At 51.2% G+C, this 14,743-nt stretch carries 10 protein-coding genes; 9 read left to right on the top strand and 1 reads right to left on the bottom strand.

What is annotated here, in order from left to right:
• The first annotated feature begins 13 nt into the window (after positions 1 to 13).
• The 5 genes from BZJ21_RS09285 to kdsB are packed head-to-tail and all read left to right on the top strand — an operon-like array spanning position 14 to position 6,066.
• Positions 14 to 2,311, top strand: coding sequence for a DNA internalization-related competence protein ComEC/Rec2 (locus tag BZJ21_RS09285; RefSeq protein ID WP_077669639.1), 2,298 nt, complete (start codon positions 14 to 16; stop codon positions 2,309 to 2,311).
• 43 nt (positions 2,312 to 2,354) lie between these two features.
• Positions 2,355 to 4,109, top strand: coding sequence for a lipid A ABC transporter ATP-binding protein/permease MsbA (gene msbA / locus BZJ21_RS09280; protein ID WP_077669638.1), 1,755 nt, complete (start codon positions 2,355 to 2,357; stop codon positions 4,107 to 4,109).
• A 2-nt stretch (positions 4,110 to 4,111) separates the two neighbouring features.
• Complete coding sequence (gene lpxK, locus BZJ21_RS09275; RefSeq protein ID WP_077669637.1) at positions 4,112 to 5,104, top strand: tetraacyldisaccharide 4'-kinase; 993 nt, start codon at positions 4,112 to 4,114, stop codon at positions 5,102 to 5,104.
• Between the two features lie 12 nt (positions 5,105 to 5,116).
• Positions 5,117 to 5,299 carry a Trm112 family protein gene (locus BZJ21_RS09270; protein ID WP_077460625.1) on the top strand — a complete coding sequence of 61 codons (183 nt, stop codon included), beginning with the start codon at positions 5,117 to 5,119 and terminating at the stop codon, positions 5,297 to 5,299.
• Positions 5,296 to 6,066 carry a 3-deoxy-manno-octulosonate cytidylyltransferase gene (gene kdsB / locus BZJ21_RS09265; RefSeq protein WP_077669636.1) on the top strand — a complete coding sequence of 257 codons (771 nt, stop codon included), beginning with the start codon at positions 5,296 to 5,298 and terminating at the stop codon, positions 6,064 to 6,066. The genes BZJ21_RS09270 and kdsB overlap by 4 nt, the downstream gene beginning before the upstream one ends.
• 129 nt (positions 6,067 to 6,195) lie before the next feature.
• Here the strand turns inward: kdsB and elyC are convergent, their stop codons facing one another.
• Positions 6,196 to 6,972: an envelope biogenesis factor ElyC gene (elyC, locus tag BZJ21_RS09260; protein ID WP_077669635.1), complete on the bottom strand. Its 777-nt coding sequence runs from the start codon at positions 6,970 to 6,972 to the stop codon at positions 6,196 to 6,198.
• Positions 6,973 to 7,087: 115 nt separating this feature from the next.
• Between elyC and cmoM the strand changes: the two genes are divergently transcribed.
• The 4 genes from cmoM to mukB are packed head-to-tail and all read left to right on the top strand — an operon-like array spanning position 7,088 to position 14,418.
• Positions 7,088 to 7,897, top strand: a complete 810-nt coding sequence (gene cmoM, locus BZJ21_RS09255) for a tRNA uridine 5-oxyacetic acid(34) methyltransferase CmoM (RefSeq protein WP_077669653.1) — start codon at positions 7,088 to 7,090, stop codon at positions 7,895 to 7,897.
• Positions 7,894 to 9,258, top strand: coding sequence for a chromosome partition protein MukF (gene mukF, locus BZJ21_RS09250; RefSeq protein WP_077669634.1), 1,365 nt, complete (start codon positions 7,894 to 7,896; stop codon positions 9,256 to 9,258). Before cmoM ends, mukF begins: the two co-directional genes overlap by 4 nt.
• A complete protein-coding gene (gene mukE, locus BZJ21_RS09245; RefSeq protein WP_021022806.1) occupies positions 9,239 to 9,970 on the top strand; it encodes a chromosome partition protein MukE in 732 nt (243 codons plus the stop codon). Before mukF ends, mukE begins: the two co-directional genes overlap by 20 nt.
• Positions 9,967 to 14,418 carry a chromosome partition protein MukB gene (mukB, locus tag BZJ21_RS09240; RefSeq protein ID WP_077669633.1) on the top strand — a complete coding sequence of 1,484 codons (4,452 nt, stop codon included), beginning with the start codon at positions 9,967 to 9,969 and terminating at the stop codon, positions 14,416 to 14,418. The genes mukE and mukB overlap by 4 nt, the downstream gene beginning before the upstream one ends.
• The last annotated feature ends 325 nt before the right edge of the window (positions 14,419 to 14,743 follow it).

Raw genomic sequence — 14,743 nt, 5'->3', positions numbered from 1 at the left:
TGGAAATTACGCGATGAAGCTAACCTTTACGATAACCGCGGCACTGACTTTGCTATCACTACCATGGTGGCCTGTATTACCGCCGTTTTGGGTCTGCTCCATTACCTGTATTGTCTTTTTTTTCGGGGTGAAAACACGTTGGTGGTGGCTTGCAGGGAGCGCGCTGGGGCTCACTTGGGCTGTATTATCCGCAAACCTGTATCAAGCCAACGTGATCCACATCATTTCAAACCAAAAGGATACTACAATCACGGGCACTGTGGGCACCCTTTTTAGCGATAAAGCCGGCGCGCAAGCGATTATTTTTGATGTCGATAAAATTAATCAATCGAGATTGGCGCCTTTTCGTTCAGCGCGTGTACGTGTGTACTGGCAATCGGCACCTTTTCCTAAGCAGGGCGAGCGTTGGCAGCTGACTGTACGGCTTAAACCACCGTATGGCCGACTCAATGAAACCGGCTTTGATGCGGAAAAATATTATGTGGCTCGGCGAATACACGCCAAAGCCAGTTTAAAACAGGCTACACAATTAACCGATACCATTACTTGGCGTCAGCAGCTGCTTGATACCTTAACACCGACTTTATCACCACTTCGGTTTGGCCCTCACCTTTTAGCATTGAGTTTGGGCGAGCGTTCGTGGCTGACTGCCGCCCATTGGGACACATTGACACAAAGTGGTTTGGCCCACTTGATGGCGATTTCAGGGTTACACATTGGCTTGGCTTATGGCATGGGGTGGCAACTTGGCCGTTGGGCGCGTGTTTGGCTGCCAGAGCAGCGTTTATTTACATGGTTGCCGCTCTATGTGGCACTCGGTGTCGCGATAGTCTATGCCGCACTAGCGGGATTTGCACTGCCAACCCAACGGGCATTGATTGCGCTGTTATTGGTGTCGGTGGCAAAGCGTCTTGGTGCCAGCGTCTCACCGCTTAATCTTTTGCAACTCACCGTGTTATTGGTACTTGCGCGTGATCCGTTAGCCGGCTTCTCGGTCAGCTTTTGGTTATCATTTTCGGCGGTCGGTGCCTTATGTCTTGCGCATTATGGCTTTTCGCGCTCATCCGGTTGGGGACAAGCGCCCCGGCGCTGGCACTGGCTGCGGCCGTTGAAGCAGCTGTTGGTCGTCCAACTTGTACTGCTGATTGGTATGTTACCGCTGCAACTCAGTTTTTTTTCTGGAGTGAGTGCGGCGGCAACGCCTATTAATCTGGTTGCGGTCCCGTGGGTGGGAATGATAACGGTACCGTTAGTTTTTATGGCCCTTTTTTTGTCAACGACTGGATTAGGGGGCGTGTTATGTTGGCAGTGGGCCAATATCAGTCTGATCCCGGTGATGGCACTGGCTGAAAATGCCTCAGCGAGTTGGTTGACTGTACCGGTGGCATCAATCGGATGGGCGTTTACTGTGATAGCGTTAGCGATAGGATTGTATGGTTGGCGGTGCCATCGATGCAGCGGCTTGGTCATTGTGTTTATCGTCGCGTTAATCACCTGGCGCGCGCCGAAAGCGGTGAACTGGCAAGTGGATGTGTTGGATGTTGGCCATGGTCTTGCGGTGTTGGTGAGTAAAAATGGAAAGGCCATCCTTTATGATACTGGCAATCGTTGGCAAGTGGGCGGCATTGCACAGGCGGTCATCGCGCCTATTTTAGAAAGTCGACACATTGAGCGCCTGGACGGTCTTATTCTCAGCCATGGCGACAGTGATCACGATGGCGGTGCCGATTTTATCGTCGCTCAATATTCACCGCGTTGGCGCCGTGCCAGTGAGGTACGCTCTGGCTATCAAACGTGTGTGGCAGGGCAGCGCTGGCAGTGGCAAGGATTAGACTTCGCCGCCTTATGGCCGCCAGAAGCAACGGCACCTGCAGACAATAATGACTCTTGCGTCATACGCATCTCTGACGGGGAATACAGCGTGTTACTGACCGGAGACATTGAGAGAAAGGGAGAAGCAAATTTGCTTGCATCCTTGGGCGATCAAACGCAGCTAGACAGCGATATTATGCTGGTGCCGCACCATGGCAGTCGTTCTTCTTCTTCGCCTTCTTTTATTGGTGCGGTGAATCCTTCTTGGGCGGTGGCATCCACGGGGTTACTCAATCCTTGGCGGTTGCCCGCGCAACAGGTACGGGCCGCCTATGAGCACGCCGATGTGACGTGGTTAGATACCGCAGCCAATGGTCAAGTTCGTTGGCAGCGTGTCGACACGGGTTGGCAGTTAACGCGTTGGCGCCAAGATCGTCGTGCGGCTTGGTATCGTAAGATGTTTAAACGTCGGCCAGTAAATTTGGACGCAGACCGGTAAAAGAGTAGAATGCCGGTCTGTTTTACCCATCAAAACGATTTTAATGAGCGAATATCAAGATAAAACGACCTGGCAGACGTTTAAGCAACTCTGGCCCTATATTGCTAATTACAAACTAGGGTTAATCGTTGCCATTGTCGCCTTGGTAATGAACGCCGCCAGTGACACCCTGATGCTTTCCATGCTCGGCCCACTGCTTGATCAAGGCTTTTCTTACGATGACGTTGAGGGCGATTTCCTTAAATGGATGCCACTTTACCTCGTGATATTAATGTTGGTGCGTGGCTTATCAAGCTTTGTCTCTGCTTATTGCTTATCTTGGGTGTCGGGTAATGTGGTAATGACCATGCGTCGTCGCATGTTTAATCACTTTATGAAAATGCCCGTGAGCTTTTTCGACCAAGAGTCGTCAGGGGCGCTGTTGTCGCGTATTACCTATGACTCCGAACAAGTGGCGTCTGCAACCAGTGGCGCATTAGTGAGCTTGGTGAGAGAGGGCGCATCGATTCTTGGCTTGATGATCTTAATGTTTTGGTCAAGTTGGCAGTTATCCGCCATTCTTTTGGTTATTGCGCCGGTTGTCGCGATTTCCATTCAAGTGGTCTCTAAACGTTTCCGCCGTATTTCGTCGAATATGCAAGATGCAATGGGCTCGGTCACCAGCTCCGCGGAGCAAATGCTCAAAGGCCATAAAGTGGTCTTAAGCTATGGTGGCCAAGACGTCGAGAAAAAACGGTTTGAAAAAGTCAGTAACCGTATGCGTCAGCAAACCATGAAGCTGGTTTCAGCCCAGGCGATTGCCAACCCTGTGATTCAGCTTATCGCGTCAATGGCGCTGGTGGTGGTGCTGATTCTCGCCAACACCGAAGCCATTCGGTCAGAGCTAACGGCAGGGACCTTTGCGGTGGTATTCGGTGCCATGTTTGGTTTGATGCGGCCACTGAAATCGTTAACCAACGTGACGTCGCAATTTCAGCGCGGGATGGCAGCGTGTCATAGCTTGTTTAACTTAATGGAACTTGAGACCGAGAAAGATACCGGCACCCATGAGGCCGAGCAGATTAACGGCGACATTAAAGTTGAAGACGTGGTCTTTACCTATCCATCACGAGAAGCGCCGGCACTGAATCATGTGAGTTTTGAGGTGCCCGCAGGGAAAACGCTAGCACTGGTGGGGCGGTCAGGTTCAGGAAAAAGTACCATTGCCAACCTTTTAACCCGTTTTTACGAGATAGACAGCGGTTCAATTACCTTAGATGGGATGCCGATTGAGCAATATACGTTGAGTAATTTGCGCCAACAGGTTGCGGTGGTGTCGCAAAATGTCCACCTGTTCAACGATACGGTGGCTAACAATATAGCCTACGCCGCGGCCGATCAATATAGCCTTGAGCAAATTAAGCATGCCGCTAAGTTGGCCTACGCAGACGACTTTATTCGCGCTATGGATGAGGGCTACGACACCATGATTGGTGAAAATGGCGTGAGTTTGTCGGGTGGACAGCGTCAGCGTATCGCCATTGCCCGCGCGCTGTTACGTAATGCGCCTGTTTTAATCCTGGATGAAGCAACCTCGGCCCTGGATACAGAGTCAGAGCGCGCGATTCAAGCCGCCTTGGATGAGCTGCAAAAAGATCGCACTGTACTGGTGATTGCTCACCGTCTATCTACCATTGAAGATGCCGATCAAATTTTGGTGGTAGATGAAGGTGAGATTGTTGAGCGAGGTAGCCATCAAGCATTGCTCGCGCACAACGGTGCCTACGCTCAACTCCATCGTATTCAGTTTGGTGACTAAGTATGCTGGATCAACTTTGGTTTGGCCATCAAGGATCCCTTTGGACGGCGCTATTACGGCCGTTTAGTGCTTTATTTGGTTTGATTGCTCGTCATCGGCGCCGCCAATATTTGCGCGGAAGATCGCCTTGTTATCGTGCGCCCGTTCCTGTGGTGGTTGTCGGTAATATCATGGTGGGGGGAAACGGTAAAACTCCCTTCGTGATCTGGCTAGTGGAGCAACTGAAAGCGCAAGGCTATCGTCCAGGCGTGGTCTCCCGTGGATATGGCGGTAAATCAGACCAATACCCGTTACTGTTGACGCAAACGACATCGCCGAGAGCCGCCGGTGATGAGCCGGTGTTAATCGCTCGCCGCACCCAAGTGCCAGTGTGCGTTGACCCTGACCGCAGTGAAGCAGTGAAGCGCTTATTGCAAGAGGGCGTCGATATCGTGGTGACGGACGATGGCATGCAGCATTACCGTTTAGACCGTGATCTTGAAATCGTGATCATTGATGGTCAGCGCCGCTTTGGTAATGGTCATTACTTACCCCTTGGACCCTTACGTGAATCGGTCGATCGCCTCGACAGTGTCGACATGCTGATTAATAACGGCGGCACCACCCAAGGGCAAGAGTGGCCTATGCATTTGGTGGCCGGGCAAGCCACGAACCTTCGAACCGGTCAGGCTTGCCCTGCATCTATGTTACCGGATGTGGTTGCCGTGGCAGGGATTGGTCATCCGCCGCGCTTTTTTGCCACGTTGCAACAAATGGGCGTGACGCCTCTGTACAGCCAAGGGATCAATGATCACCAAACCCTCAGCGCCGAGGAACTGGACAGGTTGGCAAAGAAGGGGCAACATTTACTCATGACCGAAAAAGACGCGGTAAAATACCAAGGCATCGCACAAGATAACTGGTGGTATTTGCCGGTAGAAGCGAGTTTGCCGGAGGCTGCGGCCCAGGCTTTACTCGCCAAGATCGAACGTTTGACCAAAAACGCGAACAAATAAAAAAGGAACGCTATGGATCACCGCCTGCTTGAAATCGTGGCCTGCCCATCATGCCAGGGCAAATTGTTTTATAACCGAGATAATAACGAGCTGATTTGTAAATTCGATCGGGTTGCTTATCCTATTGTCGATGGAATTCCGGTACTGCTCGCGTCGGAAGCGCGCGATTTATCCTTGGAAGAGGTGCAAGGATGAGTCCGTTTTATGTGGTGATCCCAGCACGGTTTGGTTCAAGCCGTCTGCCAGGAAAGCCATTGGCTGAGATCGCGGGCAAACCGATGATCCAACATGTGTATGAGCGCGCGCAAGCCGCAGGGGCCAGTAAGGTCATTGTTGCAACAGACGACAAACGCATTGAGACTGCGGTACGTGACTTTGGCGGCGACGTATGCCTAACACGTGCTGACCATGAGTCAGGGACTGAACGCTTGGCGGAAGTGGTGGCACAATACGGTTTTGCTGATGGTGACATCATTGTCAACGTGCAAGGCGATGAGCCTTTAATTCCGTCTGCAGTGATTGGGCAAGTGGCGGCGAATTTGAATCAGTACCCGCAAGCCCCGATGGCGACCTTAGCCGTTGCGATTGATGACAGTGAGCAAGTATTCAACCCCAACGTGGTCAAAGTCGTCACCGATCAGCAAGGGTTTGCGTTGTATTTCAGTCGCGCCACGATTCCCTGGGATCGCACTCATTTCGAGACTGAATCTCCCGATATTCCAGACGCTTTACTCCGTCATGTTGGCATTTATGGCTACCGTGCGGGGTTTATTAGTCGCTACATTCATTGGACGCCAAGTCCGTTGGAAAAGATTGAGTCGCTCGAGCAGCTCAGAGTGCTTTGGCATGGTGAAAAAATTCATGTTGCGGTTGCCGCCGAAACGCCACCGCATGGGGTCGATACCCAAGCCGATCTCGAGGCGGTACGTGCGCATATCGCCGCCAATGGTGCAAGCGAGTGACGTTAACAGCCATCAGGTCGTAATCTCCTCGCTTGTCATGGCAATAAACGATAAAAAAGCCGCGAATGTTATCGCGGCTTTTTTCTTTTTACCCGTTACCTTTTCTTGTTATCCGTTGTCTCTTCGCTGTTACTTGGATGCCGGCTGTGCGATCAAATCACGAAGGCGTTGCCAGGCTTGACCGAGCCGCTCGTGCCAATAGCGCTCAAACTGTTCCAAGTATTGGGCGCGAGGGCTGTATTTAATCCATGGCTGTTTGATCTCTTTTTGCGCCATGAAGTTGGTCGGTGCAGGGATGGGATTAAGGCCTGCGCTTTGAAACTCATACACCGCACGCTTCATATGTGCGGCTGATGTGACTAACACCAGATTACGGCTCCCCACCACAGACGCTGCTTGATACGCCTCCTCCCAGGTATCTTTTGCTGTTTCCAGTAACAAGATACTGTTTTTGTTGACCCCCAGCGCCATCGCGACACGTGCCAACATGCGGGCGTGGCTCACCTCATAGCCGTGGTCATAGCCCGATAATATTAGTTTGGATGTCGGATACATCCGGTGAATTCGGATCCCCTCGGTCAGACGCATGAGCGCTGCACGCGAGAGTTCAGACGTTGGTGGTAATGCGTCATCTACCACATGACTGTTTCCAAGTACCATTACAAAGTCCACCGGTTTCTCTGTCGGGAGAAAAGCGGTGTATTGACGCTCAAGAGGGCGAAGTAACCCAGAGGCGACCGGTTGAAACGCAGTGAGAAAAATCCCAGCAAACGCGATGAAAATAACAAAAGATGCCAGCCTTTTACGCTGAGAGAACCAAAGCAGGCATAGCCCGAAAAGACCCAAGAGCAACAGCGCGGGCAAGGGCATTATCAAGGTTGAGATAAGTTTTTTTAATTCAAACATGCAATGTCGCCCGAAATATAGTCAAACGAGGCACAAATAATGCCATAAACCTTTATTAACGTAAGGCTTGTGACAGAATAAGCCTTCATACCACTCAATGATAACGAATGCCATTGTGACTGAGGATAAAAATTTCGACGACATCGCCCACAAATTTGTTAAAAACATTTATGGATCGGGCAAAGGCGAAATCCGTCAAGCGGTAATTTGGCACGACATCGAGCAGATGTTGCAGTGCTTTCCGCCGGATCAACCACTCCATATTTTGGATGCGGGTGGCGGCGTTGCACCGATTTCACAACCGCTGGCCGCTCGAGGTCACAGGGTCACTTTGTGTGATCTTTCTTCACAAATGCTCGAGTTGGCGCGTCAGGAGATTGAACAACAGGACTTACTTGCGCAGTATCAGCTGGTCCACTCCTCGGTGCAGTCCATTGGTGAGCATTTGGCGTCACCCCCGGATGTGATTTTATTTCACGCGGTATTGGAGTGGGTCGCCGCTCCTGAGCAAGTGCTAAAAGATTTGCTCAGCCATTTACGGCCGGGTGGCGTTGCATCCGTGATGTTTTATAACCAAACCGGATTGCTGTTTAAAAACCTCGTCTGTGGCAACTTGACCCATGTTGAACAGGGAATGCCGCACCGTAAACGGTTTAAACTGCAGCCGCCCAAAGGGTTGCAGCCAGACAGTGTCTATCAATGGATGCAAGACAGTGGCATTAGCCTCAAAGGTAAAACCGGGGTGCGCACGTTTCATGACTACATGCGCGATACCAATATTGGTGATTTTACCTTTGAGCAGGTGCTGGCGTTGGAGCAGCAACTTTGCCGCCAAGAGCCGTTTGTGTCTCTAGGGCGATATATTCATGTATGGGGACAACATAATGCCTCCAGCCATCAAGATGAAAACAAGGACAACCGATGAGTGATCAGGCTCAGTCTTCTCAGCATAGGGAAGGCGACGCTCAGACCGTACCGGAATTGGTCAGTTGGGTTAAACATAATAACTTTGCACTTCAGCTGCCGCCCGAGCGCTTGGCATTTTTGCTGGCAATGGCGGTGATGAGCCAAGAGCGCTTAGACGATGAACTGAGCGAACATGAATTAGTCGATGTTTTTCGGCTAGTGAGTGAACAGTTTATGAATGACGAAGGTGGCAGCGTCGGCAACATCGCTTTTCGTGCCAACAATGCTATCAATGAAATGGTGCAAGCGCGCTTATTAAGCCGTTTTACCAGTGAAATGACCGAGGGCGATAGCATTTATCGTCTGACGCCGCTCGCCCTGGGCATTGCGGATTATTATGCGCGCCACCGTGAATACTCGACGTTAAAGTTGTCTGTACAGCTTTCAATGGTCGCGGATGAAATCGCTAAGGCACGCGGTGCGGCAGAGGAAGATGGCGATGCCGCCTTTTGGCGTCACAATGTGTATGGGGTATTAAAATACTCGGTGGCCGATATCTTTGACCGTATCGATCTTAACCAGCGGGTGATGGATGAGCAGCAACAGCAAGTTAAAGACGATATTGCCGCCTTGCTTACCCAAGACTGGCAAGCCGCTATCGCTAACTGTGAGCACTTGTTAAATGAAACATCCAATACGTTGCAAGAGCTGCAAGAAACATTGCAAGCGGCGGGAGATGAGTTACAAAGCCAACTGTTAGAGATCCAGGAAGTGGTGCGGCAACGCGACGAGCTCGAGTTTGTCGATGCCATGGTTTATCGACTGCAGATGAAACTGGATCGGATCGTGAACTGGGGTCAGCAAGCGATTGATTTATGGATAGGTTACGATCGCCATGTGCATAAATTTATTCGAACCGCGATTGATATGGATAAAAACCGCGCGTTTAGTCAGCGTCTGCGCCAATCGGTCTCGGACTATTTGGATGCGCCGTGGTTTTTGACCTATGCGGATGCCGAGCGTTTACGCGACACCCGTGATGAAGCCTTGGTGTTACGTGATGATGAAGTCACCGGCGATATGCCAGAAGAAGTGACGTTTGAGCAGTTGGCTGTGGTTGATGACACCTTGTCACAGAAAGTTTCACAGATGCTCAACCGTCACCGAGAAACCGGACAAGCGATCGATCTCGGTCGTGTTCTCAAAGACTACTTAGCCGAGCACCCCCAAGCTCGCCATTTTGATCTCGCGCGCTTAGTGATTAATCAAGCGGTTCGGATGGGTTATTCCCAATCTGATCTCAGCGCGATCCAGCCTGATTGGCAGGCGATTAACGATTTCGGAGCGAAGGTACAAGCGAATGTCATCGATAAATACTGAACAGCCAATGCCAGAGGAGCTGGCCAAAGCCATTGCTAACCCTTTATTTCCGGCGTTGGATAGTGCATTGCGCGCTGGCCGCCATGTTGCCAGTGACGATTTAGATAACCACGCCTTGCTGATTGAATTTGAGCAAGCGTTAAATATTTTTTATCAGCGCTATAACGCTGAGTTAGTGCGTGCGCCAGAAGGCTTTTTCTATCTGCGTCCGCGTTCCACCAGCCTTATCCGCCGCAGTGTCTTGTCGGAGCTTGATATGCTGGTCGGCAAAGTACTGTGCTTTTTGTATTTGAGCCCAGAGCGTTTAGCCCAAGAAGGGATCTTCACCACGCAAGAATTGTTCGACGAGCTGATGGCATTGGCCGACGAGAAAAAACTGATGAAGCTGGTCACCCACCGTGCCACAGGCTCAGATCTCGACCGCGAGAAGCTGTTTGATAAGGTGAAAACCTCGCTGCGTCGCCTGCGTCGTTTGGGAATGATCTTGCCGATTGGTGAGGGCAATAAGTTTCGCGTTAGTGAAGCCACCTTCCGCTTTGGCGCCGATGTGCGCACGGGCGATGATCCGCAAGAAGCGCAGTTACGCTTAATCCGAGATGGCGAAGCTGTGGTCCATAGCCAAGAACATATTCAATCTAGCTTGCTTGATGATGCGTTTGATCAGGAAGCTGAGACGTCCGCAACACAACACACGGAGGAGCCGACAGCATGAGCCAGCGCGGTAAGTATCAATCACTCACCATGGTGAACTGGAACGGCTTTTTTGCGCGGACCTTTGATATCGATTCACTGGTCACCACGTTATCAGGTGGCAATGGCGCCGGTAAATCCACCACTATGGCGGCTTTTATTACTTCATTGATCCCCGATCAAACCTTACTGCACTTTCGCAATACCACGGAAGCAGGCAGCTCGAGTGCATCTCGGGACAAAGGTTTGCACGGTAAATTGCAACCAGGCGCCTGTTATGCGGCATTAGATGTGGTGAACTCGCGTCAACAGCGCGTGTTATTTGGCGTACGCCTACAGCAAGTCGCCGGTCGAGATAAGAAAGTCGATATCAAGCCATTTATCTTGCAAGGGTTACCGTCCTCCGTCTCACCTACTGATGTCTTGGTTGAAACCTTAAATAACGGCCAAGCACGAGTGCGTCAGTTGAACGAAGTGAAAGACGCGGCCGGTGCGTATGAAACCGCGCATTTTAAAGCGTTTAGTTCGGTCACTGACTATCATGCGCAAATGTTTGAATTTGGAGTGTTACCTAAAAAGCTGCGTACGCAACAAGATCGTGGCAAATTCTACCGCCTGATCGAAGCGTCTTTGTATGGCGGTATTTCCAGTGCCATTACTAAGTCACTTCGTGAGTACTTATTGCCACAAAATGGCGGGGTTAAAAAAGCCTTCCAAGACATGGAAGTGGCGCTAAAAGAAAACCGCATGACGCTGGAGGCGATTAAAGTTACCCAGCGCGATCGGGATTTGTTTAAGCACCTGATCACCGAGGCGACCCATTATGTGGCTTCAGATTACATGCGCCATGCCAACGAACGTCGTACCAAGCTCGAACAGGCTTTGTCTTTGCGGGCTGAATTAAACGCCGCGCATCAAACCTTGCAGCAAAAACAGCAGCACGCTGAGGCCATGCGTGCCGAATTAAGTGAGTTGGAAGCCGGACAAGATCATCTTGAGCAAGACCATCAAGCCGCGGCGGACCACTTACAACTGGTGCAATCGGCGATGCGTCAGCAAGAAAAAATCCAGCGTTATGAAGAAGACTTGCTTGAATTATCTGAGCGACTGGAAGAGCAAATCATGGTGGTGGAAGAAGCCACGGAACAGCTCACCGAGGCCGAGTTGCGGGCAGCACAAAGCGAAGAAGAAGTCGATAGCCTGAAAACGCAACTGGCGGACTATCAGCAAGCGCTAAATACTCAGCAAACGCGATCTTTGCAATATCAGCAAGCTGTAACGGCGCTTGAAACAGCCAGACGTCTCACCGACGATGACGCCCTAACCGTCGATGAGGCAGGGGCCTGCTTGCAAAGGCTCAAAACCGAAGAATCAGAGCAAACGGATCGCGTATTGTCGCTTAAACACAAGCGGGATTTGGCATCGGCAACGGCCAATCAGTTTGCGCAAGGATTAAGCTTATTACAACGCATTGACCCGTCAGTGGCCCGGTCCGAGGCAGGAGAAAAAGCCAAGTATTGGGTAGAGCAGGGCCGCACCCGTCGCTATCTCGCCGACAGCCTCTCACAACGCCAATATGAACATCGCGAATTAACCCAACGTGTTGAGCAGCAGCAAAAGGCTAGCCACCTGGTGTTAGACTATCAGGCGTTAACCGGGGAGCGCCTGGCTGATAGTGATGCCGTGGAGCAAGCTGTTGCCTTGCAACAAGAAAAACGAGAGACCTTACAGCAAGAAAAAGAGGCTCAAGCCGAGCGGCTGCGCGAGTTGTCACGTACCGAGGCAGCGATTGATGCGGACATTCGCGAGCTTGAAGGCAAAGCGCCCCGTTGGTTTGCCGCCAATGAGGCGTTGACCAAACTCGAAACCCAGACCGAGCAAACCTTGGCGGATAGCCAAGCGGTGATGGACGCCATGCATGCCACACATGAGTCAGTGCGTCAGCAGACCCATCATCAAGAGGAGCTTGCCCGCCAAAAAGCCGAGATAGAGCAGGCGATTGAACAGCTGGCGCAACCTGGTGGCAGTGAAGATTCGCAATTACAAGGACTGGCAGAGACGCTTGGCGGAACCCTGCTCTCTGAGATTTACGACGATATTACCTTAGAAGATGCCCCGTATTTTAGCGCTCTGTATGGTCCAGCGCGTCATGCGATTGTGGTGCCGGATCTGAAAGGCGTAAAGGAGAAGCTGGCTTCGCTTGACGCGTGCCCAGATGATCTTTACATCATTGAAGGCGATGCGGACGCATTTGATGATCGCGTGTTTGATGCTCAAGAGCTGGGCGGTGCGGTATGTGTGCACCTGAATGATCGGCAAATGCGCTATTCACGCTTCCCAGAGACCCCGCTATTTGGCCGTGCGGCTCGTGAGCATCGGCTTGAGCAGCTCAGAGCACAACGTGATGCACTGGTAGAAGATTACGCGAAGGCCTCGTTTGATGTGCAAAAGTGGCAGCGTTTATCGCAAGCGTTTAGCCAATTTATTGCGGAGCACCTAACCGTTGCCTTTACTCCCGATCCCGAGCAAGCGATAGCGCGTTGCCGTGAAAAACGCGTGCAAACCCAGCGCGCGATAACTGAGAGTAAACAGACGCTGACGCAGCATGAGGCTGAGGTTTCACGTTGTCAGCAAGCCCTGCAATGCCTTGATAAGCTGCGTTACTGTGCCGACGCCCTGGCAGAATCCGAACTTGATGTTCGCTTGCAAACCGCGAATGACAACCTGCACGCAGCGAAACAGGCCAAAACGTTTATCCAGCAGCATGGAGAGACGTTGGCGTCACTAGAAGGATACTTGGCCACATTGGAGAGTGATCCTGAGCAGTTTGATAAGTTGGAGCAAGCCTATCAAGAAGCGGATGAAGCCTTACAAGCGATTAAGCAACAGCTATTTGCCGTCGCCGACTTAGCGGAGCGCCGTCCTCATTTTGCCTATCAAGATGCGGCAGAGATGCTGATGCAAAGCAGTGAGTTAAACGAGCAACTGAAGGCCAAACTAAAAGACGCAGAGCAAGTTCGCCAACGTGAGCGTGATGCGCTAAAGCAGGTGCAGGGGCAAAATAGCCAGTATCAGCAGCTGCTCGCGTCGCTTAAAAGTGCCCATCAATCCAAGCAAGAGACGTTGAACGAGTTTAAACGTGAATTTGCCGAGTTAGGTGTACAAGCGGACGAAGAAGCTTTGATGCGCGCGCAGCATCGTCGCGATACCTTGTATGAGCACATGCACCAAGCACGACAGCGACATAGTGAGCTGTCACGTGGGATCACCTCGTTAGAGATGGAAACCAAGTCGCTGACCAAAGAACTGCGTAAATCGCTCAAGCAGTATAAAGAACTGCGTCAGTTTGTGGTCAATGCCAAAGCAGGCTGGTGCAGTGTATTACGGATTGCGCGTGATAACGGCGTTGAAAAGCAACTGAACCGCCGAGAAATGGCGTATATGTCTGCCGAGGAATTGCGCTCACTGTCGGATAAGTCGTTGGGTGCCTTGCGCCTTGCCGTGGCCGATAATGAAATTTTGCGTGATGCTTTACGCGCGTCAGAAGATATCGGTCGGCCTGAGCGTAAAGTGTTGTTTTACGTTGCGGTTTATCAACATCTGCGCGAGCGGATCCGCCACGACATTATTCGCACCGACGATCCGGTTGAAGCGATTGAAGAGATGGAAGTGGAGCTTGCGCGCCTGACCGAAGAACTCACGCAGCGTGAGCAGCGGTTAGCGATTAGCTCAGAGTCGGTCGCTAATATTATTCGTAAAACGATTCAGCGTGAACAAAACCGGATCCGCATGCTCAACCAAGGGTTGCAAAGTGTCGGGTTTGGTCAGGTGAAAGGCGTGCGTCTCAATGTCTCGATTCGTCACACCCATGCGCAGCTACTGATGGGCTTGGCCGAGCATGCCGATCAACACCAAGACTTGTTCGGCAATCCAAACCTGACCTTCTCAGAAGCGATGGCGAAGTTGTTCCAACGCCTGAATCCGCATATCGACATGGGGCAGCGTTCACCACAGACCTTAGGCGAAGAGTTGTTAGATTATCGCAATTTCCTCGAATTAGGCATTGAGGTGAATCGTGGTACCGACGGCTGGCTTAAAGCGGAATCTGGTGCGTTGTCGACAGGGGAGGCCATTGGTACCGGCCAGGCCATTTTGCTGATGGTAATTCAAAGCTGGGAAGAGGAATCACGGCGGTTACGCGGTAAAGACGTGATCCCATGTCGTTTGCTGTTCCTTGATGAAGCCGCGCGTTTGGATGCTAAATCGATCTCGACCTTGTTTGAGTTGTGTCATCGTTTGGATATGCAGCTGTTGATTGCCGCACCGGAAAACATCAGCCCAGAGCAAGGCACCACCTATAAATTAGTGCGCAAGATCTTTAACGATCGTGAGCATGTGCATGTGGTTGGCTTACGCGGTTTTGGTGAAGAGAAGCGTCAAGCGCTTGCGCAAGAGCTCGTTCTTGAGTAGCACCGAGAACTCGTCTCTCTGATCTGGAAAAGGAAGGCCAGCATCAAACGCTGGCCTTATCAGTGATAGAGCATATTGAAGTCTGTTCGAAGCCTCAATTGGCGCTATTGATTTTGGTGATATAAGTCCAGTGTGGTATCGGATTTAAACCGATAAATGACATGATCAACCCCTAAGATTCGTTTTCTCAATACTCAGGATAGCGATAACTATTTCTTGCACGCAATTCACAGTTTAGCCAGTGCTAACCTAACGATGACAACAAACCTATCCAAAAATCTGGTCTCTTCAGTAGAATACACCGCCATGGTTCTTGATTGGTGGA

Origin of the sequence: Salinivibrio costicola subsp. alcaliphilus, assembly GCF_001996185.1 — a bacterium.
Classification (GTDB): Bacteria; Pseudomonadota; Gammaproteobacteria; order Enterobacterales; family Vibrionaceae; genus Salinivibrio; species Salinivibrio costicola.
The sequence above is the reverse complement of the archived record's forward strand: the minus strand, read 5'-3'. Positions and strand labels throughout refer to the sequence as shown.

Bases quoted from the DNA above. Each gene is read 5' to 3' on its own strand.
- mukE (WP_021022806.1), top strand. From the start codon at position 9,239: ATGTCATCGATAAATACTGAACAGCCAATGCCAGAGGAGCTGGCCAAA.
- lpxK (WP_077669637.1), top strand. From the start codon at position 4,112: ATGCTGGATCAACTTTGGTTTGGCCATCAAGGATCCCTTTGGACGGCG.
- kdsB (WP_077669636.1), top strand. From the start codon at position 5,296: ATGAGTCCGTTTTATGTGGTGATCCCAGCACGGTTTGGTTCAAGCCGT.
- BZJ21_RS09270 (WP_077460625.1), top strand. From the start codon at position 5,117: ATGGATCACCGCCTGCTTGAAATCGTGGCCTGCCCATCATGCCAGGGC.
- msbA (WP_077669638.1), top strand. From the start codon at position 2,355: ATGAGCGAATATCAAGATAAAACGACCTGGCAGACGTTTAAGCAACTC.
- BZJ21_RS09285 (WP_077669639.1), top strand. From the start codon at position 14: ATGAAGCTAACCTTTACGATAACCGCGGCACTGACTTTGCTATCACTA.
- mukB (WP_077669633.1), top strand. From the start codon at position 9,967: ATGAGCCAGCGCGGTAAGTATCAATCACTCACCATGGTGAACTGGAAC.
- mukF (WP_077669634.1), top strand. From the start codon at position 7,894: ATGAGTGATCAGGCTCAGTCTTCTCAGCATAGGGAAGGCGACGCTCAG.
- elyC (WP_077669635.1), bottom strand. From the start codon at position 6,972: ATGTTTGAATTAAAAAAACTTATCTCAACCTTGATAATGCCCTTGCCC.